This is a genomic window from Pseudomonas sp. Nvir (genome assembly GCF_963778085.1).
In the GTDB taxonomy this organism is placed as follows: domain Bacteria; phylum Pseudomonadota; class Gammaproteobacteria; order Pseudomonadales; family Pseudomonadaceae; genus Aquipseudomonas; species Aquipseudomonas juntendi.
Genome location: NZ_OY970405.1, coordinates 3,681,195 through 3,697,331, shown reverse-complemented (window position 1 = coordinate 3,697,331; position 16,137 = coordinate 3,681,195). Strand labels below are relative to the sequence as shown.

The 16,137-nt window shown below is 61.8% G+C and carries 24 protein-coding genes; all 24 read left to right on the top strand.

Annotation, left to right across the window (positions count from 1 at the left end):
- Nucleotides 1-33 precede the first annotated feature (33 nt).
- The 24 genes from AACG97_RS17890 (at nucleotide 34) to AACG97_RS17775 (ending at nucleotide 16,135) form a co-directional block, all read left to right on the top strand.
- Entirely contained in the window at nucleotides 34-762 is a 729-nt protein-coding gene (locus AACG97_RS17890; RefSeq protein WP_080709207.1) for a Rha family transcriptional regulator, read from the top strand.
- Complete coding sequence (locus AACG97_RS17885; RefSeq protein WP_029885824.1) at nucleotides 759-1,214, top strand: hypothetical protein; 456 nt, start codon at nucleotides 759-761, stop codon at nucleotides 1,212-1,214. Before AACG97_RS17890 ends, AACG97_RS17885 begins: the two co-directional genes overlap by 4 nt.
- The gene (locus AACG97_RS17880; protein WP_029885823.1) at nucleotides 1,211-2,116 is read left to right on the top strand and encodes a helix-turn-helix domain-containing protein; all 906 of its coding nucleotides are present in this window, start codon (nucleotides 1,211-1,213) and stop codon (nucleotides 2,114-2,116) included. The genes AACG97_RS17885 and AACG97_RS17880 overlap by 4 nt, the downstream gene beginning before the upstream one ends.
- Nucleotides 2,103-2,909, top strand: coding sequence for a hypothetical protein (locus AACG97_RS17875; RefSeq protein WP_029885822.1), 807 nt, complete (start codon nucleotides 2,103-2,105; stop codon nucleotides 2,907-2,909). Before AACG97_RS17880 ends, AACG97_RS17875 begins: the two co-directional genes overlap by 14 nt.
- Nucleotides 2,906-3,175: a hypothetical protein gene (locus tag AACG97_RS17870; RefSeq protein ID WP_080709206.1), complete on the top strand. Its 270-nt coding sequence runs from the start codon at nucleotides 2,906-2,908 to the stop codon at nucleotides 3,173-3,175. The genes AACG97_RS17875 and AACG97_RS17870 overlap by 4 nt, the downstream gene beginning before the upstream one ends.
- Complete coding sequence (locus AACG97_RS17865) at nucleotides 3,175-3,486, top strand: hypothetical protein (protein WP_050492193.1); 312 nt, start codon at nucleotides 3,175-3,177, stop codon at nucleotides 3,484-3,486. Before AACG97_RS17870 ends, AACG97_RS17865 begins: the two co-directional genes overlap by 1 nt.
- On the top strand, nucleotides 3,483-3,953 hold the full coding sequence (locus AACG97_RS17860; protein WP_029885820.1) for a hypothetical protein: 471 nt from the start codon (nucleotides 3,483-3,485) through the stop codon (nucleotides 3,951-3,953). The genes AACG97_RS17865 and AACG97_RS17860 overlap by 4 nt, the downstream gene beginning before the upstream one ends.
- Complete coding sequence (locus AACG97_RS17855) at nucleotides 3,950-4,267, top strand: hypothetical protein (RefSeq protein WP_029885819.1); 318 nt, start codon at nucleotides 3,950-3,952, stop codon at nucleotides 4,265-4,267. Before AACG97_RS17860 ends, AACG97_RS17855 begins: the two co-directional genes overlap by 4 nt.
- Nucleotides 4,258-4,560: a nuclease domain-containing protein gene (locus AACG97_RS17850; RefSeq protein WP_029885818.1), complete on the top strand. Its 303-nt coding sequence runs from the start codon at nucleotides 4,258-4,260 to the stop codon at nucleotides 4,558-4,560. Before AACG97_RS17855 ends, AACG97_RS17850 begins: the two co-directional genes overlap by 10 nt.
- Nucleotides 4,557-4,916, top strand: coding sequence for an endodeoxyribonuclease RusA (locus AACG97_RS17845; RefSeq protein ID WP_029885817.1), 360 nt, complete (start codon nucleotides 4,557-4,559; stop codon nucleotides 4,914-4,916). The genes AACG97_RS17850 and AACG97_RS17845 overlap by 4 nt, the downstream gene beginning before the upstream one ends.
- Entirely contained in the window at nucleotides 4,913-5,041 is a 129-nt protein-coding gene (locus tag AACG97_RS17840; RefSeq protein WP_256671754.1) for a hypothetical protein, read from the top strand. Before AACG97_RS17845 ends, AACG97_RS17840 begins: the two co-directional genes overlap by 4 nt.
- On the top strand, nucleotides 5,032-5,622 hold the full coding sequence (locus AACG97_RS17835; RefSeq protein WP_029885816.1) for a hypothetical protein: 591 nt from the start codon (nucleotides 5,032-5,034) through the stop codon (nucleotides 5,620-5,622). The genes AACG97_RS17840 and AACG97_RS17835 overlap by 10 nt, the downstream gene beginning before the upstream one ends.
- A gap of 535 nt (nucleotides 5,623-6,157) precedes the next feature.
- A complete protein-coding gene (ltrA, locus tag AACG97_RS17830; protein WP_042914345.1) occupies nucleotides 6,158-7,579 on the top strand; it encodes a group II intron reverse transcriptase/maturase in 1,422 nt (473 codons plus the stop codon).
- Between the two features lie 202 nt (nucleotides 7,580-7,781).
- A complete protein-coding gene (locus AACG97_RS17825) occupies nucleotides 7,782-8,291 on the top strand; it encodes an acyloxyacyl hydrolase (RefSeq protein ID WP_023661594.1) in 510 nt (169 codons plus the stop codon).
- A gap of 243 nt (nucleotides 8,292-8,534) precedes the next feature.
- Nucleotides 8,535-9,308: a hypothetical protein gene (locus AACG97_RS17820; RefSeq protein WP_029886754.1), complete on the top strand. Its 774-nt coding sequence runs from the start codon at nucleotides 8,535-8,537 to the stop codon at nucleotides 9,306-9,308.
- 45 nt (nucleotides 9,309-9,353) lie between these two features.
- Nucleotides 9,354-9,728, top strand: coding sequence for a putative holin (locus AACG97_RS17815; RefSeq protein ID WP_029886755.1), 375 nt, complete (start codon nucleotides 9,354-9,356; stop codon nucleotides 9,726-9,728).
- The gene (locus AACG97_RS17810) at nucleotides 9,729-10,010 is read left to right on the top strand and encodes a phage holin family protein (protein WP_029886756.1); all 282 of its coding nucleotides are present in this window, start codon (nucleotides 9,729-9,731) and stop codon (nucleotides 10,008-10,010) included. It begins immediately after the preceding gene.
- A gap of 50 nt (nucleotides 10,011-10,060) precedes the next feature.
- Nucleotides 10,061-10,225 carry a hypothetical protein gene (locus AACG97_RS17805; protein WP_023661590.1) on the top strand — a complete coding sequence of 55 codons (165 nt, stop codon included), beginning with the start codon at nucleotides 10,061-10,063 and terminating at the stop codon, nucleotides 10,223-10,225.
- A complete protein-coding gene (locus tag AACG97_RS17800; RefSeq protein WP_023661589.1) occupies nucleotides 10,222-10,656 on the top strand; it encodes a proteasome subunit beta in 435 nt (144 codons plus the stop codon). The genes AACG97_RS17805 and AACG97_RS17800 overlap by 4 nt, the downstream gene beginning before the upstream one ends.
- Nucleotides 10,657-10,665: 9 nt before the next feature.
- Nucleotides 10,666-11,283 (top strand): hypothetical protein, encoded by a 618-nt coding sequence (locus AACG97_RS17795; protein ID WP_023661588.1) that lies wholly within the window; start codon nucleotides 10,666-10,668, stop codon nucleotides 11,281-11,283.
- Between the two features lie 2 nt (nucleotides 11,284-11,285).
- Nucleotides 11,286-12,776 carry a hypothetical protein gene (locus AACG97_RS17790; RefSeq protein WP_029886757.1) on the top strand — a complete coding sequence of 497 codons (1,491 nt, stop codon included), beginning with the start codon at nucleotides 11,286-11,288 and terminating at the stop codon, nucleotides 12,774-12,776.
- The gene (locus tag AACG97_RS17785; protein WP_023661586.1) at nucleotides 12,776-14,227 is read left to right on the top strand and encodes a DUF4055 domain-containing protein; all 1,452 of its coding nucleotides are present in this window, start codon (nucleotides 12,776-12,778) and stop codon (nucleotides 14,225-14,227) included. Before AACG97_RS17790 ends, AACG97_RS17785 begins: the two co-directional genes overlap by 1 nt.
- The gene (locus AACG97_RS17780) at nucleotides 14,154-15,248 is read left to right on the top strand and encodes a minor capsid protein (protein WP_029886758.1); all 1,095 of its coding nucleotides are present in this window, start codon (nucleotides 14,154-14,156) and stop codon (nucleotides 15,246-15,248) included. The genes AACG97_RS17785 and AACG97_RS17780 overlap by 74 nt, the downstream gene beginning before the upstream one ends.
- 113 nt (nucleotides 15,249-15,361) lie before the next feature.
- Nucleotides 15,362-16,135: a hypothetical protein gene (locus AACG97_RS17775; RefSeq protein WP_023661584.1), complete on the top strand. Its 774-nt coding sequence runs from the start codon at nucleotides 15,362-15,364 to the stop codon at nucleotides 16,133-16,135.
- Nucleotides 16,136-16,137: the final 2 nt, after the last annotated feature.

Below are 16,137 nucleotides of genomic sequence, written 5' to 3'. Positions count from 1 at the left end.
CAAAATGCGAACCACGATTTCGTGGCGCGCACGATGTCGTCGCGTGAGATAGCCAGCTTGACTGGCAAGCGTCACGCCAACGTGAAGCGCGACATTGCGGCCATGCTGGCCGAACTGAAAGCAGATGTACTCAGTTTTGAGCACATCTACTTGGACGGGCAGAACCGCGAGCAGGTCGAGTATTTGCTTGATCGGGAGCACACCGACTGTCTCCTGACCGGCTACAGCGCCGTCCTGCGCATGAAGGTAATTCGCCGCTGGCGTGAGCTGGAAGGCCAGTCCGAGGCGCGCCAGGCCGTGATGGCCAATGGCACCAAGGTGATAGGCGAGATCGCCATCATGGAGTGCTTCACGCGCCTGCTGAAGCCAGCCGCATCCTGCCAGGTGCAGATGCTCGCCAAGATCGCCGAGAGCAACGGCCTCGACCCGAAGTTCCTGCCCAGCTATGCAGTGGATGCGCCTGCTGACGCGGCTGGCGGAAGCTCTTTGCCAACCAAAGCGCTGACCGCCCTGCTCAAGGACAACGGTATCCGCATGTCGCCCGCGTCGTTCAACAAGGCGCTGCAGCAAGCCGGGGTGCTCAAGGTCATGCAGCGCAAGAACTCGAAGCAGGAGGTGGTCACCTTCTGGGCGATCACCGAGAAGGGTTTGCGCTACGGCAAGAACCTGACCAGCCCACAATGTCCTCGCGAAACGCAGCCTCACTGGTATGTGGATCGCTTCCCTGAGCTGGCCGAGATGGTCGGGAAGGGGCGGCCATGAAGTACGTGACCCTTGTTGTAGAAGACGCTGCCGAGCCGATCCACCTGGGCATGGCGCTGGCTGGAGGCCGCGTTACTGCGGCTGGCACCGGTGACTATTCCCTGTATTGCGACCTTATGGAAGCCGCCAAGGAGCTAGTTTTGCTGCTTGAGGGAGGAATCCCACCGGGGCACGACTCTTTGGACGCTGCCGCGCGCACCGCCCGCGAGATCATCACCAGGCTGGACGATGCTGGGGATGGCGTCCATTCGGAGCACGAAGCCCTGCGCGCTGACGCCAGGCGCTATCGGTACATGCGCGACTTTCCATACAACAACTTAGCCCGGGCGGTGGGGATCACTGACGGCCGACATTTCTGGCTTCAGTACGCTGCTGCCGACCAAGCAATTGATAAGGCGATGGCTGATGACGCCGAGCTTCTTGCATGCATGGCCAGGGAGCATGACCAATGAGCATGGAGCTGATGGTCAAGGCCATGAAAACCAAGGTCGGCAACCCGCTGCGCAAGCTCGTGCTCATCAAGCTGGCCGACAACGCCAACGACATGGGCGAGTGCTGGCCGTCGTATCAGCACGTTGCCGACCAGTGCGAGATCAGCAAGCGCTCTGTGATGAACCACATCAACACCCTGTGCGGTGCCGGCCTTCTGCGCAAAGAGATCCGTAAGGGCGGCCCAAAGGGTAACTCTTCGAACGTCTACTACCTCACCTTGAGTGGTGCAGCAGATTCACTAGGGGTAGTGCAGCAGATTCACCAGGGTAGTGCAGCAGGTTCACCCCCTAGTGCAGCAGATTCACTAGGGGGTAGTGCAGGAGCTGCACCCAGAACCAGTCACTCTTTTGAATCAGTAACGGAACCAGTCATTGAACCAGTTGCGACCCAGGCTGAAGCCGTGGTCGCGGAGGGTATCGTGGTTCCGTTTACGGCTCAGCAGCCGCGCTGCGAGATCCCGGCAGATATGCCAGGGCCGAAGAACCAGTCCTGCAAAACCTTCAAGGCCTGGGCGAACTACGCCATGGCCTACCGCAAGCGCTACCACGCGTGGCCGGTATGGAACGCCAAGGCCGGCGGCCAGGTTGGCCAGCTGATCAGCCGTCTCGGCATCGATGTCGCCCACCATGTGGCCGCGTACTTCCTGACGATCAACGACGCTCGCTTGATCAACGGCTGCCATAACCTGGGCGACCTGCTGGCCAAGGCCGAGGCATACCACACCCAGTGGGTGACCAACCGCCAGATGAACGCCACGACTGCCCGGCAGCAAGAGCAGACTCAGGCGAACATAAACGCGGCGCAGGAAGCGGCGGACGCAATCCGGAACCGCCAGGGGGGTAAGCGCAATGCTTTCCTCTGACCAACAAGCCGAACTGGCCGTGGCCATCTGTGCAACTGCCGAGGCAATGGGCCAGGCAATCAGCGCTGGAGGCGCTGAGCTCATCGCTGAGGACCTTTCGGCTTATGAGCCTGGCGTGATCATCGGCGCACTACGCGCGTGCCGTAGAGAGCCTGCTGGGCGCCTTTCGCTCGGCATGGTTCTCAAGCACATCCACGCGGCTGATAGCCGTCCCGGCAAGGATGAGGCGTGGTCGATCGCGCTGGCGGCCAGTGACGAGCATGAAACCGTCGTGCTCACCACTGAAATCCGCCAGGCCATGATCGCCTCAGAGCCAATCCTTGAGGCCGGCGACAAGATCGGCGCCCGTATGGCCTTCATGAGCGCCTACGAGCGCCTGGTCAGCTTCGCCCGCGCCGAGGATCAGCCGGCCAAGTGGGAAGTGTCGCTGGGTTACGACGCTGGGTGCCGTGTGGTTGCCATCGAGTCCGCCGTTCTTGCCCAGCTCATCACCCAAGAGACCGGCGCCAAGTACCTAGCCGATCTGCGCATTGCGCCGACCACCCAAGACGGCGAAGCCATTGCGGGCCTGCTGACAGGTGCAGTTCGCCCGCAGGCCAGCGAGAAGACGCGGGAAAAGCTCGCCGAGGTGCGCTGCATCCTCAAGGCCGCCAAGGCCAAGAAAGACCGCGAGCGCGCCAAGGAAGACCAGCGCCGCCGCATCGAAACCTACCTGCGCAAGCGGCAAGCACGCGCCGCAGTCGCTCAGTTGAACATCAAGCGCGCCGGGCAGCCGGCCGGGGAGGGGGTGTGAGCCTATTCCAGTGCTACGAATGTGGCTGCCGAGAGAACACGGCCACCAGTAATTTTTGGGTTCGCATGGAGGGGCAGTGGCGCGGGCTGCCAAGCCAGCCTTGGATGCTGTGCTCCGCATGCGATCCGTGCATCCACGAATGGCACGGCCAGTTCGAGCGTCTGTACCTGCCCAAGGGTGAGTTCCGCACAGACGGCCAGGGAAACCTTGAGCACATCGCCACCGGGAAATCGGTATCGGAATTTCTGGCCGGGGAGAAGCACTGATGGACACCAACAAGATGCGCGAGCAGTTCGAAGCGGCATATGCAGCAAAGAGCACGGCCCGGAATGGCCGCTTCTACCCGGGAGTGCTTACACGCTGCGATGACGGCGAATACGTGATCCCATCCGTTCAATCTGCATGGTGGGCCTGGCAGGCCTCCCGCGAGGCCGTGGTGGTGGAGCTGCCGAATCGATCAGCTGAGGCCTACCGCGAGGAGTTCGACGACGTGGAAGGCGGCAGCTTCAACGAGGCGGCCTACATCCGCGACGTGCGCAAGGCGATTGAGGCCCAGGGCCTGAAGGTGGCGCCATGACCGAGAAGATAAGCGTCAACAGCCAGGCCAAGCTATCCGAGGCCGTGACCATGCTCACTCGGATGTTCCGCGACAAGAAGTTCGTCGTGGTGAGCATGCGCCCTGGCAAGGACCGCACCCTGGACCAGAACGCTCTGTGGTTCGCCATGTACGACCGGATCGCCAAGAGCACCGAGATGGGCGGCATCGAGGATGTGCGCAGGTACTGCAAGCTGCACTTCGGAGTGCCTATCATGCGCGCCGGCTGCGACGAGTTCCGCACTGGCTGGGCCGAGTCGTTCATCCACCTGCCGTATGAGGTGAAGCTTCGCCTGATGGGGCCGTGCGCGATGTTCGGGCCGGATGGTTTCCCGGTGACTCGGCTGTTCGACCGGGCCCAGGGGGGCCAGTACACCGACAGAATCGTGGACGAGTTCGCGCCGCAGGGTGTGGTGTTCAGTGATCTGTTGAGTGAGGAGGCTGCATGAGCCATCAATTCAAGCCGGGCGACCTGGCGCTGATCGTGGGTGCTCACCGCTTCACTGAGAACATAGGCAAAGCGTGCGAGCTCGTAGAGTTCCTGACGCCGGGCCAGGTGAGCGCTTGGCGAGATCCGGCAGACGGGCGCCCTGTAAGCAATGCGTCTGGTCGCGAATGCTGGCTCGTCGTCGGCGATGGTCTGGTCTCCAGCATCCAGGATACCTATGGTGCGTGCCTTTCGATGCCGGCGCACCTGATGCCCTTGCGCGGCGACTTCGTGCCCGGGCAGCAGAAAGCAAAGGAGGCCGAGCCATGCGCGTAGTCAGCAAGAAGGTGCGCGAGAGCGCCCGGGGCCAGGACTGCACAGTCCGCCTCCCTGGCACCTGCAACTTCAACCCCGAGACCACCGTGCTGGCGCACCTGCCATGCGGCCAGAAAGGCATGGGCATGAAGGGCTTCGACACCGTGGCGGTCTACGCCTGCTCGGCCTGCCATGACGTGCTGGATGGGCGCGGGCGGGGTGAGGTGGATTGGTCGGACATGCCAAGGGCCATCGCGGAGACGCATGAGGCCCTGATCAGCGCCGGGCTGATGACAGTCAAGGGGGCGGCATGAACGAACTGACGCTCCCATGGCCGCCGGCCGCATGCAGCCCCAACGCCCGGGTGCACTGGTCGAAGAAGAGCAGGGCGGCCAAGGCCTACCGTGCGGCGTGCCATGTGCTCGCCAAGCAGGCCGGCCTGCAATCGCTCGTGGGCCAGGCCCTGCTGGTGGTCGAGTTCGTGCCGCCCGACCGCCGCCGGCGCGACGACGACAACCTGCTGGCGATGTTCAAGGCTGGCCGTGACGGCCTGGCGGACGCACTGGGCATCGACGACAACGTATTCGCTACCCAGATCAGGGTTAGCAAGGAAACGACCAAGGGCGGCGCTGTGCGCGTCCACATCAAGCCAATGGGGGCAGCAGCATGATCTGGACCATCACAGACACGGCCGGCGTGCTGCTCCTCGCTATGGCCATCGTTTCGGCCTGGTGCGCTATGCGCGCCAACAGTATTCAAACCCGCCGCAAGAAGGAGAACGGCCCATGCAACTGAACAGCGCACGGCAGGCGTGGCATGACTGCCTCTACACGGCATGGGATAGCCAAGGTGCATTCATCGAGCAACTCGGCCTGCTGGGGGCGATGGTGCAAACCACGGAACGACAGCGCCACGCCGGCCATGCCGCACACCAGGTCATCGCCGGCCAGGTGCAGTCGGCGATCGGCAAGCTAACCGCGCACGTGAAGGCCTTCGGCAACTTCATGTACTCACCGCGGCTCGACGTCGACACCAAGGAGACGGCCGAGGAATCGGTTTTCATCATGGTGACGCAGCGCTCTCCGCGCATGACCGCCGCCAAGCGCGAAAAACTCGAGTACGTGGTAAAGGGCGTCATGGCCAGGTACCGGTACATGCACCAGGGCGGGCAGTCGGCCAATGATGACCCGCTGGAGTCGCCTGAGGGCTTCCGTGCCTGGCTGGATGCCCACTATGGGGTAAGGCTGGAATCGGTCCGCTGGGAGCGAGAGTGGGGCGGATATGTGCGCCTTGCGTTCGAGTGCTGCGAGGATCTGGACAAGGAAGCACTGAGTCCGGTGGCAGCCGCAATTTACGAAATGCGCAGGGCCGCTTGAGGCCCTATTGCGTTCCCGCTCGGCTGGTGGCATGATTTCGCCATCCTGATAATTTTGCCTCCGGCAAAAACTCAAATTAACCCGGCCATTGCGCCGGGTTTTTTATTGGTGCGCCAGGCATGGCGCGTTGCGCGTCAGCGCAACCCGCTTGACTATGGTGGCCAAGCGGGTGACTTGGAGGTGAAAGTCCTCTACACACCCGGCAAGGGGAAGTGTTAGCCAGAGGCAAGGGTGTCGCGGGCGACTGCGAATCTGAAGGAAGCCCGAGGCAAAATGCTGGCCTGACGAACAGGAAGCGGATAGAGGCGGCGCAGCGGGGTGAGAAGGCCAATATCTTCAAAGCCCGATACTTGCACGGAACGCTGCGACGTAGATCCGACAGGCATAAGCAGGAAGGTCACGCGAATTACCCTGGGAGATCTGCACGTTTGCCATTGTGCTACCGAGCGTCAAGAGGCGACGGGATGGACGTGCAGAAGTCAGCCGAAGCCGTAGTAAGTGGCAGTTAACCGCGCCACCAAGGGCCGAACAGGTTATGCCGCCAGTAGGCGCCAGAGTCTCGTCGAATGTCGAAAAGCAGAAATTTCTCCGAGGGAGAACTGTGACCCCAAGTTCCGGACAGAATCCGAGAGTGACGGCTGGCAGTGCGCAGGCATCGACGGCGTCTGTGGCGTGGACGAACGCGGAGCCGGACACGCTGATGGGGCGGGTGCTTGCACCGGCCAACCTCAAACGTGCGTATCAGCGTGTGGTCAGCAACAAGGGAGCACCGGGTGCCGATGGCATGACGGTCGCTGACTTGGCTGGCTATGTGAAACAGTATTGGCCAACTCTCAAGGCCAGGTTGCTGGCTGGTGAATACCATCCCCAGGCAGTGCGGGCGGTCGAAATTCCCAAACCGCAGGGCGGTACCCGGCAACTGGGGATTCCCAGTGTCGTGGATCGCCTGATCCAGCAAGCCCTGCAGCAACAGCTCACGCCAATCTTTGACCCGCTGTTCTCGGACTACAGCTATGGCTTTCGTCCGGGCAAAAGCGCTCATCAAGCCGTCGAAACGGCCCGCTCCCATGTGGGGGCGGGCCATCGCTGGTGCGTGGAACTTGATCTGGAGAAGTTCTTTGATCGGGTCAACCACGACATACTCATGGCCTGTATCGAGCGCCGTGTCGAAGACAAATGCGTGCTCAGGCTTATCCGCCGTTACCTTGAAGCCGGGGTCATGTCGGGCGGTGTCGTCAGCCCACGGCAGGAAGGGACGCCGCAAGGCGGCCCGCTCTCGCCGTTGCTGTCGAACATCCTGCTCAACGAATTTGACCGTGAACTGGAGCGGCGGGGGCACCGTTTTGTGCGCTATGCCGATGATGCGAACATCTATGTACGTAGTCAGCGGGCAGGCGAGCGAGTACTGACCAGCGTCGAGCGCTTCCTGAAAGAGCGTCTGAAACTGACGGTGAACAGGAAGAAGAGCCAAGTGGCACGGGCGTGGAAATGCGACTACTTGGGTTATGGGATGAGCTGGCATCAACAGCCTAGGCTGAGGGTAGCGACGATGAGCCTTGGTCGCCTGCGCAGTCGGCTCAAGGAGCTGCTGCGCGGGGCGCGAGGCCGCAAGGTGGCCTATATCATCGAGCGGCTGAACCCCGTGGTACGGGGCTGGGCGAGTTACTTCAAGCTCAGTCAGAGCAGGCGCCCACTAGAAGAGCTGGACGGGTGGATCAGGCACAAACTTCGCTGTGTCATCTGGCGGCAATGGAAGCAACCCTCTACGAGGATCAGCAACCTGATGCGTCTGGGTCTAAGCCGAGAGCGTGCTTGTAAATCTGCTTTCAATGGCCGAGGCCCATGGTGGAACTCGGGTGCGCCACATGTGAATCAGGCCCTACCGAAGAAACTGTGGGATCAACTCGGATTGGTCTCGATACTGGATACGATCAACCGGCTTAGTCGCATAACCTGAACCGCCGTGTACGGAACCGTACGCACGGTGGTGTGAGAGGACGGCGGGTGTGAACCCGCCTCCTACTCGATCCCGAAGAGGCCCTCAAGAGGCCCGACGCCACCTCTGGCGAGGTCAGATTTTTTTTGTGTAGCACGGAACGTTTTGATGGCGCTATGATTCTGATAGGTTGCTAACTAAACAAACATGGAAGACCGTGATTATGAAAACAGTTCTAGCTGCTGCAGCACTGTCCCTTTTTGCTGCGTCTGCCGGAGCAGCTGAGCTTTCCGGTGCGCTGGGTGCGACAAGTCAAGGCGGCATTACGGCGCGTGCAGGCGTTGGCTTTAACTGGGACAAAAGCTGGTTTGAATCCAGTACTGGCCGTCTAACCGGTTACTGGGATGCTGGGTATACCTATTGGGAAGCAGGAGATGCTTCCGGTGGCGCTCACTCGCTGTCCTTTGCGCCAGTTTTCGTTTACGAGTTCGGCAGCGGTAACGTGAAGCCATTCGTTGAGGCTGGCATCGGCCTGGCGGTCTTCTCTGGTACGTCCGCAGGTGACCAGGACTTTGGTTCGGCCTTCAACTTCGAAGACCGCATCGGTGCGGGCTTGAAGATCGGCGAGACGCAGAAGGTTGGCATCCGAGCGATTCACTACTCCAACGCTGGCATTAAGCAGCCCAACGACGGTATCGAGTCGTACTCGCTGTTCTACAGCCACCAGATTTAAAAAAGCACGATCCCTCTTTGCCCGCCCTGTGCGGGCTTTTTTATGCGGATGACACGCTCAGGCAGCTGGGCTAAGTCGGTAGTGGCGTCGATCAAAGCCGTGCGCTCCCTGATCGACTACGCGATGAGAGTCTGGGGTACGTGACCCAGCGAGCCAGACCAGCAAGCCGGGTACGCACCGGCCCTCCGCACCCATTCTGAGCCTCGGTACATGCCGGGGCTTTTTCGTATCTGGAGCATGCAAATGTCCGAAACCAACGAAACCCTCGCGTCATTGCGCTCCAGCATCGAAGCGCTGCACAGTTTTGGCGTCACTCTGCAGATGATGGTCTCGAGCAAAGCAGAAGCCTCTTTCGTTTCAGAGCTTGCATCCCGCGTCACTGCCTGCGAGGGCCGGGTCGCCGCATGCGGAGGCCAGGTTGCGGCCCAGGGCGCGCCGATTGCTGCACTGGGTCATGCTGTGGCATCGCCTGGAAATAAGGCGGATAGCACCGCGACCGAGATGCTCACCAGCCGAGTAACCGGCCAGAGCGACCACAGCGGCTACGTCACGGGCGAGAAGCCAGCCCGACAAGCCATGGAGGAAGTGGTTTCCCGCGCCGAGGCCGATCTGGCGCTGGCTAAGCGTATCGGGTCCTACGAATGCAAGCTTTCTGCCGGCACCGTGAAAGTCACCTTGGCCGCTGACGTGCCCAGCGACGAACAGATTAAAGGCGAAGCCTTATTTGTCGTAATCGACGGCCAAGTCTTCATCAACAACGCGACCCTCAAGGATTCCGCCATCGACCCGGCCCGCATCAAGGTCGAGAGTGACAAGGCCAGGAGCGATCATCCAGTTCTCGAAGGCTACAGGGTGAAGTTGGCCGTGAACGAGCAAGGCCAATACTACGTTGCCGGTGTTGGGATAGGCGTGAGCCCTGTCACCAGCGGTCTCAAGCTCGGGCCCTGCTTGGAAGAGGACGTTCGCCGCTTGCTCCGAGAGGAGTTGAAACCGGGCGGTATCCTGCATCGCTACTGAATACAGCCCGCCGAGTGCGGGTTTCTTTTTTCTATGGAGCACCCTATGGCCGAACCGAGTACCGGCGCCCTTGCAGTGACCGGCGTACTTGCCAGCGTCGGCCTGGGTGCTTTCTTCCCTGAACTGGACCTAGCCACCCTGGTGGGCGCGTTCGGCGGGGCTTTCTTCTACGTCGTGTACGCCAAGGACATCGGCATGCTTCGCCGCATCGGCTACCTGCTGGCCGGCTGGATCGGTGGCTACCTTGGTGCTGCTGAGATGCTGGGCAGGGCCTGGACGCAAACCGCAGGCTTCAGCGCCTTCGTGTGCGGCGTGCTCTGCGTCGTCACGTTCTCTGGCTTGCTGGAGTGGATGCAGACCGGGCAGATGCCCCGGTGGCTGCAATGGGTCTTCCGCCTGCGAGCCAGGAAGGAGGGTTGAATGGTTGCCGTTATCCAGGCCGCACTGTGCGCCGTCATCTTCGTGATGATCGGCTTGCGCTACCGGCCATACCCCGATGCCCGCTACAAGCTGGGCGTATCCCTGATGGCCTGGGCTGCCTGCGCGGTGACCGGCATGCAGTGTGTCAGCCTCATCGGCCGCATGGTGCTCCATGACGAGTTCGCTGATGTGTCGTGGTTCAACACTGCGTTCTATCTTCTGGCCGCCATTCTGGTGTGTCGGGCCAAGGGGAACGTGGCCAAGATCGTGCGCGTTGACTGACCCGCGCCACAAATTCGAGATTCGCCGTTTCGAGGCGCGAGGAATGGCCAATGGCTTCGGTAACTGCTCATGTCGTCTGCCGCCAGCGGTGGTGGCTGACATACTACTTGGCCGGTGTTCTGGCCCTGGCACAGCTGACCCGTCGTGAGCCATGCCTGGAGCGTGTCAGCTACTGGGTGGGCCGCGGCATCGAGATCGAGGTTCACCCTGAATGACCACCATCGCCTACAAGGACGGCGTAATCGCCTACGACTCCCGAGTCACCCGAGGCGACCTCATCACCGACGATGATTGCGACAAGTGCATTGAGCGCGATGGCGTGAAGTTCTTCCTGACAGGCGCCGTCTGTGACTATGACGCTCTGGTGGGGGCCTATTTCGGCACATCCCCATCGGGGAAGGTCGACGCTTCTGCAATCGTCCTTCACGACGGCAATCTGATGATGGTTGCCGTAGACGACGATACCGGCCTGTGGAAGTCGCCACTCAAGGCAGACCGGCCGTACGCCATTGGCAGCGGAACGCCATACGCATTCGCTGCGATGGACATGGGCGCATCTGCCGAGAAGGCCGTCGAGATGGCGGCAAGGCGCGATACAAGCACTGGTGGCAAGGTCCGCACGCTTCGTATCGACCGAGATCAATAAGGATTCGACATGAGTACCAAGCAACCCGACTGGGAGGCGATCGAACGAGCCTACCGGGCCGGCGTGCTTTCCGTGCGAGAGATCGCAGCCGCCCACGAGGTTTCCCATACCGCCATCAACAAGCGCGCCAAGCGCGATGGCTGGGACCGAGACCTGAAGGCGAAGATCAAGGCCAAGGCCGATGCACTGGTTTCCAGGCGAGAGGTTTCCACAGAGGTTTCCAGCAAACAGGCGGAAACCGAAAGGGAGATCATCGAGCTCAATGCTGAGGTCATCGCCAACATCAGGATGGCGCACCGGGGTGATATTTCCCGGAGCCGCCGGCTGACAAACAAGCTGCTGGATGAGCTGGAATCGCTGACGGATGAGCAGGGCACCATCAAGGAACTGATCGATCAGCTGAAGGATGGCGACCACGAAGACGGCGAGGCGATGGCCGATGTGCTGGCTCTGGCCAAGAAGATGAGCGCGCTGCCTGCCCGGACCAAGACCATGAAGGAATTGGCCGAGACGCTGAAGACGCTTGTTGCCCTGGAGCGCCAGGCTTATGACCTCGACGTCAAACAGGGTGGTAGCGAGGAAGACACTCTATCCAAGCTGATGGATGAACTATCGAAGGACGCCTGACCATGAAGCCCGAGCACCTGAAACTGCTCCGGGACCGGTTCTGGCGGCTGAACAACCTGTATTTCATCACGGACAAGCAGGGCAAGAAGGTCCGCTTCCGCATGACGCAGGAGCAGATCGATTACTTCCAGGGGATGCACACCCGTAACATCATCCTCAAGGCCAGGCAGCTGGGCTTCACGACCCTGGTCTGCATCGTCCAGCTGGATGCCGCGCTGTTTGAGGCTGCCAAGTGCGCCCTGATCGCCCACACACTGAACGACGCCAAGCGGCTATTCCGAGAGAAGGTCAAGTATGCGTATGACAACCTTCCCAAGGAGATACGCGCTGCTAACCCTGCTCGCAACGATGCTGCTGGCGAGCTTGTGTTCAGCAAAGGCGGATCGCTCTACGTGTCCACATCCTTTCGGGGCGGGACTCTACGGTATCTGCACGTATCCGAGTTCGGGAAGATCTGTGCCAAGTTTCCGCACAAAGCCCGAGAGATCGTCACCGGCGCCTTTGAGGCTGTCGCCGCAGAGTGTTTCGTTACGATCGAGTCGACGGCGGAGGGGCGGGCTGGCTATTTCTTCGATTACTCGCAGAGCGCAGAGAAGCAGCAGCTGGCTGGTGTGCCCCTGGGCCTGCTGGACTGGAAGTTCTTCTTCTTCAGCTGGTGGCGGAACCCGCTCTACTGGCTTGACCCGACCGACGTCCTGATCTCGGACCGCTTGACCAAGTACTTCGACGACCTGGCCGCCAAGCACGGCATCGTCACCAACCCCGGCCAACGCGCCTGGTACACCGCCAAGGAAAAGACCCTCGGCGACGACATGAAGCGGGAATACCCGTCGATCCCTGCCGAGGCATTCCAGCAGACGATCGAGGGCGCTTACTACGCCAAGCAGTTCACCAAGCTCTACGCCGCCCAGCGCATCGGGAAGCTTCCGGACAACAGCCACCTGCCGGTGCACACGTTCTGGGACATCGGTGTGGGCGACTCCACGGCCATCTGGTTCGTCCGGATCGTCGGCGAGGAGTATCACATCGTCGATTTCTACCAGAACAGCGGCGAAGGCCTGCGGCACTACATGAAGGTGCTAAAGGATCGCGGCTACGAATACGGCGAGCACTGGGGACCGCACGACATCGACAACCGGGAATTCGGTAGCGACGGCAAGACTCGGCGTGAACTCGCTCGAGAGGGCTACGAGATCGACGGCGAGAAGTATCGAATGACCTTCCAAGTCGTTCCGAAGCTCGGCGTTGACGAAGGTATCGAGCAGGCGCGCGAGATCCTGCCCAACTGTGCTTTCGATGAGGCCAAGTGCAGTGAGGGCATCACCGCGCTGGAGAGCTATCGCAAGGAGTGGGACGACAAGCGCGGGTGCTGGAAGGACAAGCCGCTTCATGACTGGTCCTCGCACCCGGCTGACGGGTTCCGCTATTTCGCCGTTGCCATGGCGCGACGTAAACGCACAGGCGGTGTCCGCCGCATCGGAGGTTTGGCGTAATGCCTGTTCAATCCACCAACCCTGACTACGACGCTCACATCGAAGAGTGGCGGATGATGGACGACGCCCTGGAGGGCGAGGGCGCTATCAAGCGCAGCCCGCGCAATCTGCCCAAGCCCGGCGGCATGGTCGAGGCGGAGAAGCTGGACGGCCAGGGGAATGCCTACCTCTACCGGAACTACACCGATCGGGCCCAGTACGAGCACTGGGTTCGCGATTCGCTGCGCTCGATGATGGGCCTGGTCTCCCGGCTCATTCCCGAGGTGAAGCTGCCCAACGGGCTGAAGGACCTGGAAGAGAACGCTACGGCCGACGGCTTCGGCTTGACCCAGCTGTTCCTGCGCGTCGTGCGCCAGGCTATCTCCCATGGCCGAGTGCCGCTGGTAGTGAACGTGGATGACTCCGGCCAGCCGTACTTCGCCACCTACGCGGTGCGCAACGCCATCAACTGGGACACTGCCGACCAAGGCGGGCGCCAGGATCTGGTGTTGGCCGTGTTCCGCGAGTTCAGGAAGAAAGCCGAGGACCGCTACAGCCACGATTGCGAGACGGTTTTCCGCGAGTTCTACATGCTCGACCAGATCTGCTATACCGCCGTGCGCAACGAGGCCGGCGAACTGATCGAGCAGGACCGCCCGCTGGGTACTGTCGGTACCGACAACCAACTGGTGCGCGGTCTCGAGTACATCCCGGTGATCTACTGTGGGTCTACCGACAACTCGCCAGACGTGGATGAAATCCCGCTGCTGACGATGGCGCGGGCGGCACTGAAGTCGTACCAGCTCAGCGCCGACTATTTCACCGCGCTGCACCAGACCAGCCATCCGCAGCCGTGGGTATCTGGCCTGGATGAGAGCGTGGAACTCAGCGTCACCGGCCCGTCTGCCGCTTGGGACCTCGGCCCGAAAGGCCAATGCGGCTACCTGGAGTTCCAGGGGGCCGGCATCGAGGCCGTTCGCACGGCGATGGAAGACCAGAAGAATGCAGCCCTTGAAGCTGGCGCCAAGGTCATGGACGTTTCCGGTACGGAGTCGGGCGAGGCCCGCAAAACTCGCCAGAACGACCAGCACGCCACACTGCACAGCATTGTCATCACCGCGGCGGCCGCCATCGAGCAGGCCCTGCGATACGCAGCAGAGTGGACGGGCTACAACCAGGATGAGGTCGTTTTCACGGTCAAGCCAGAGTTTGTGATCCCAGAGGTCAACGCCCAGGTCCTGGCCGAGCTGCAGAAGAGTGTCATGGCCGGCACCATCAGCGCCGAGACCTACTGGCAGTACCTCACCACCGGAAAGCTTCCCGAGCGCCCCTACGACGAAGAAGCCGAGCTGATAGGCGACGAGCACGGTGCGGGCGGCGTCAACCTGGACAAAGACGATGGCAATGAAACCGGAGCAAACGGCGGACGAGAAGCTGCTGGAGCAGGTAAGCCGCCACTCGGTACTGCTTGAGCGGCTCAAGGCTGGCGAGGTCAAGAAGTTCGAGACCTACCTGCGCCGGGCCGATGCTCATGTCCGCGACCAGCTCACCCGTAAGGAGCTGACCACCTACAGCCGCAGCCGGCTTGAGGAGTTTCTTGGCCGGGTGGGCGGCAAGCTGCTGGAAATCTACAAGGCCTTCAGCGACCGGATGCAGTCCGACCTGGTGGATATTGCGCAGTACGAGGCTGCATTCGAGGGGCGCAGCCTGGCGACGGCGCTGCTGATAGACGCGGCCATGCCGGCGGATTCGCTGCTCAGGGCGGCGATCAACACGCAGCCCCTGCAGGTGGCCGGGGTGGATGGCGGCAAGCTGCTCAAGCCATTCCTGAATGGATGGACGCGCATCGAAGCGGACAGGGTAACCAATGCCATTCGGATGGGGGTCGTCCAAGGCCAGACCAACGCGGAGATCACCCAGGCCGTGCGCGGCACGGCGGCGCAGAACTTCACGGACGGCGTACTGGCGGTCACGAACCGAAGCGCCCGGGCCGTCGTCCAAACCGCAGTTCAGCATGTGGCCACCACGGCGCGCATGGAAACGCTCAAAGCGAATGCCGAGGTGGTGCCCGGGTATCGAATCGTTGCCACCCTGGACCGAAAGACCAGCGTGCAGTGCCGGAGCATGGACGGCCGCGAATTCGAGATGGGCAAGGGGCCTGTGCCCCCGTTCCACATTCACTGCCGGACCACCATCACGCCGATCACCAAGTTGTCGGCGCTGTTCGGGCAAGGCGCCACGAGGGCGGCAGTGGGCGCTGATGGCGGCGGTCAGGTCTCTGCAAGCCTCAGCTACTACCAGTGGCTCAAAACGCAGCCAGCGGCCTTCCAAGACGCCGCGCTGGGGCCGGTGCGCGGCAAGCTGTTCCGCGATGGCGGGCTGACTGCCGAGCGCTTCGCCGGCTTGCAGCTGGACAAGAACTTCAAGCCGCTGACGCTGGACCAGCTCAAAGAGTTGGAGCCGCTGGCGTTCGAGCGGGCAGGGATCAACTGATCCGCGCCACGAAACTTCGGGCCACCCTTTTGTGGCGCGCATTCCAGGCCTCGCTATCGCGGGGCTTTTTCTTGCCCGCCAGGCGGGCCAACCAATCCCAAGGGGATAGCCACATGCCTTTTGACTTCGACCCGGCCGCCCACGGCCTCACCCTCGACGAAACCCAAACTGCCGCGCTGAAGGCAGCGCTGGGCGGCGAGGTGCAGAAATTCCTGGACGGCGAGGTCTCGGGCCTCAAGTCCAAAAACACCGAGCTGATCGGCTCCAACAAGACCATCAAGGCCGAGCTGGACAAACTGAAAGGTCAGTTCGACGGCCTGGACATCGAGGCGGTCAAGGGTCTGCTGGCCAAGGCCGGCCAGGACGAGGAAACCAAGCTGATCGCCGAGGGCAAGCTGGACGAGGTCATCAGTCGTCGCACCGAGCGCCTACGCACCGACCTGGACAAGCAGGTCAAGGCCGCCAACGAGCGTGCGGACAAGGCCGAAGCCTTCGCCGCCAAGTACAGCGACAAGGTGCTGGCTGACTCCATCCGCGCTGCCGCCATCAAGGCCGGCGCGCTGCCTGAGGCTGCTGAGGACATCATCCTCCGCGCCCGAGGCACCTTCAAACTGAGCGAAGACGGCGAGCCTGTCGCCACTGACCGTGCCGGCGAAGTCGTGTACGGGAAGGACGGCAAGACCCCGCTGTCTCCCCTCGAATGGGCGGAATCGCTGCGCGAAACCGCTACCCACCTGTGGCCAAGGGCTCAGGGTGCCGGGCAGACCGGCGACAACAATGGCAAGGCCATGAAGAAATGGGGCGAGTACACCGAGGCGGAGCGCGCTGCGCTGGCCAGGGACAACCCCGATGCGTTCAAAAAACTCCAAGCCACCCAAGGAACCTAATC

Coding starts and splice junctions, on each gene's coding strand:
- AACG97_RS17890 (WP_080709207.1), top strand. CDS start 34: ATGTCGTCGCGTGAGATAGCCAGCTTGACTGGCAAGCGTCACGCCAAC.
- AACG97_RS17885 (WP_029885824.1), top strand. CDS start 759: ATGAAGTACGTGACCCTTGTTGTAGAAGACGCTGCCGAGCCGATCCAC.
- AACG97_RS17880 (WP_029885823.1), top strand. CDS start 1,211: ATGAGCATGGAGCTGATGGTCAAGGCCATGAAAACCAAGGTCGGCAAC.
- AACG97_RS17875 (WP_029885822.1), top strand. CDS start 2,103: ATGCTTTCCTCTGACCAACAAGCCGAACTGGCCGTGGCCATCTGTGCA.
- AACG97_RS17865 (WP_050492193.1), top strand. CDS start 3,175: ATGGACACCAACAAGATGCGCGAGCAGTTCGAAGCGGCATATGCAGCA.
- AACG97_RS17860 (WP_029885820.1), top strand. CDS start 3,483: ATGACCGAGAAGATAAGCGTCAACAGCCAGGCCAAGCTATCCGAGGCC.
- AACG97_RS17855 (WP_029885819.1), top strand. CDS start 3,950: ATGAGCCATCAATTCAAGCCGGGCGACCTGGCGCTGATCGTGGGTGCT.
- AACG97_RS17850 (WP_029885818.1), top strand. CDS start 4,258: ATGCGCGTAGTCAGCAAGAAGGTGCGCGAGAGCGCCCGGGGCCAGGAC.
- AACG97_RS17845 (WP_029885817.1), top strand. CDS start 4,557: ATGAACGAACTGACGCTCCCATGGCCGCCGGCCGCATGCAGCCCCAAC.
- AACG97_RS17840 (WP_256671754.1), top strand. CDS start 4,913: ATGATCTGGACCATCACAGACACGGCCGGCGTGCTGCTCCTCGCTATG.
- AACG97_RS17835 (WP_029885816.1), top strand. CDS start 5,032: ATGCAACTGAACAGCGCACGGCAGGCGTGGCATGACTGCCTCTACACG.
- ltrA (WP_042914345.1), top strand. CDS start 6,158: ATGCCGCCAGTAGGCGCCAGAGTCTCGTCGAATGTCGAAAAGCAGAAA.
- AACG97_RS17825 (WP_023661594.1), top strand. CDS start 7,782: ATGAAAACAGTTCTAGCTGCTGCAGCACTGTCCCTTTTTGCTGCGTCT.
- AACG97_RS17820 (WP_029886754.1), top strand. CDS start 8,535: ATGTCCGAAACCAACGAAACCCTCGCGTCATTGCGCTCCAGCATCGAA.
- AACG97_RS17815 (WP_029886755.1), top strand. CDS start 9,354: ATGGCCGAACCGAGTACCGGCGCCCTTGCAGTGACCGGCGTACTTGCC.
- AACG97_RS17810 (WP_029886756.1), top strand. CDS start 9,729: ATGGTTGCCGTTATCCAGGCCGCACTGTGCGCCGTCATCTTCGTGATG.
- AACG97_RS17805 (WP_023661590.1), top strand. CDS start 10,061: ATGGCTTCGGTAACTGCTCATGTCGTCTGCCGCCAGCGGTGGTGGCTG.
- AACG97_RS17800 (WP_023661589.1), top strand. CDS start 10,222: ATGACCACCATCGCCTACAAGGACGGCGTAATCGCCTACGACTCCCGA.
- AACG97_RS17795 (WP_023661588.1), top strand. CDS start 10,666: ATGAGTACCAAGCAACCCGACTGGGAGGCGATCGAACGAGCCTACCGG.
- AACG97_RS17790 (WP_029886757.1), top strand. CDS start 11,286: ATGAAGCCCGAGCACCTGAAACTGCTCCGGGACCGGTTCTGGCGGCTG.
- AACG97_RS17785 (WP_023661586.1), top strand. CDS start 12,776: ATGCCTGTTCAATCCACCAACCCTGACTACGACGCTCACATCGAAGAG.
- AACG97_RS17780 (WP_029886758.1), top strand. CDS start 14,154: ATGGCAATGAAACCGGAGCAAACGGCGGACGAGAAGCTGCTGGAGCAG.
- AACG97_RS17775 (WP_023661584.1), top strand. CDS start 15,362: ATGCCTTTTGACTTCGACCCGGCCGCCCACGGCCTCACCCTCGACGAA.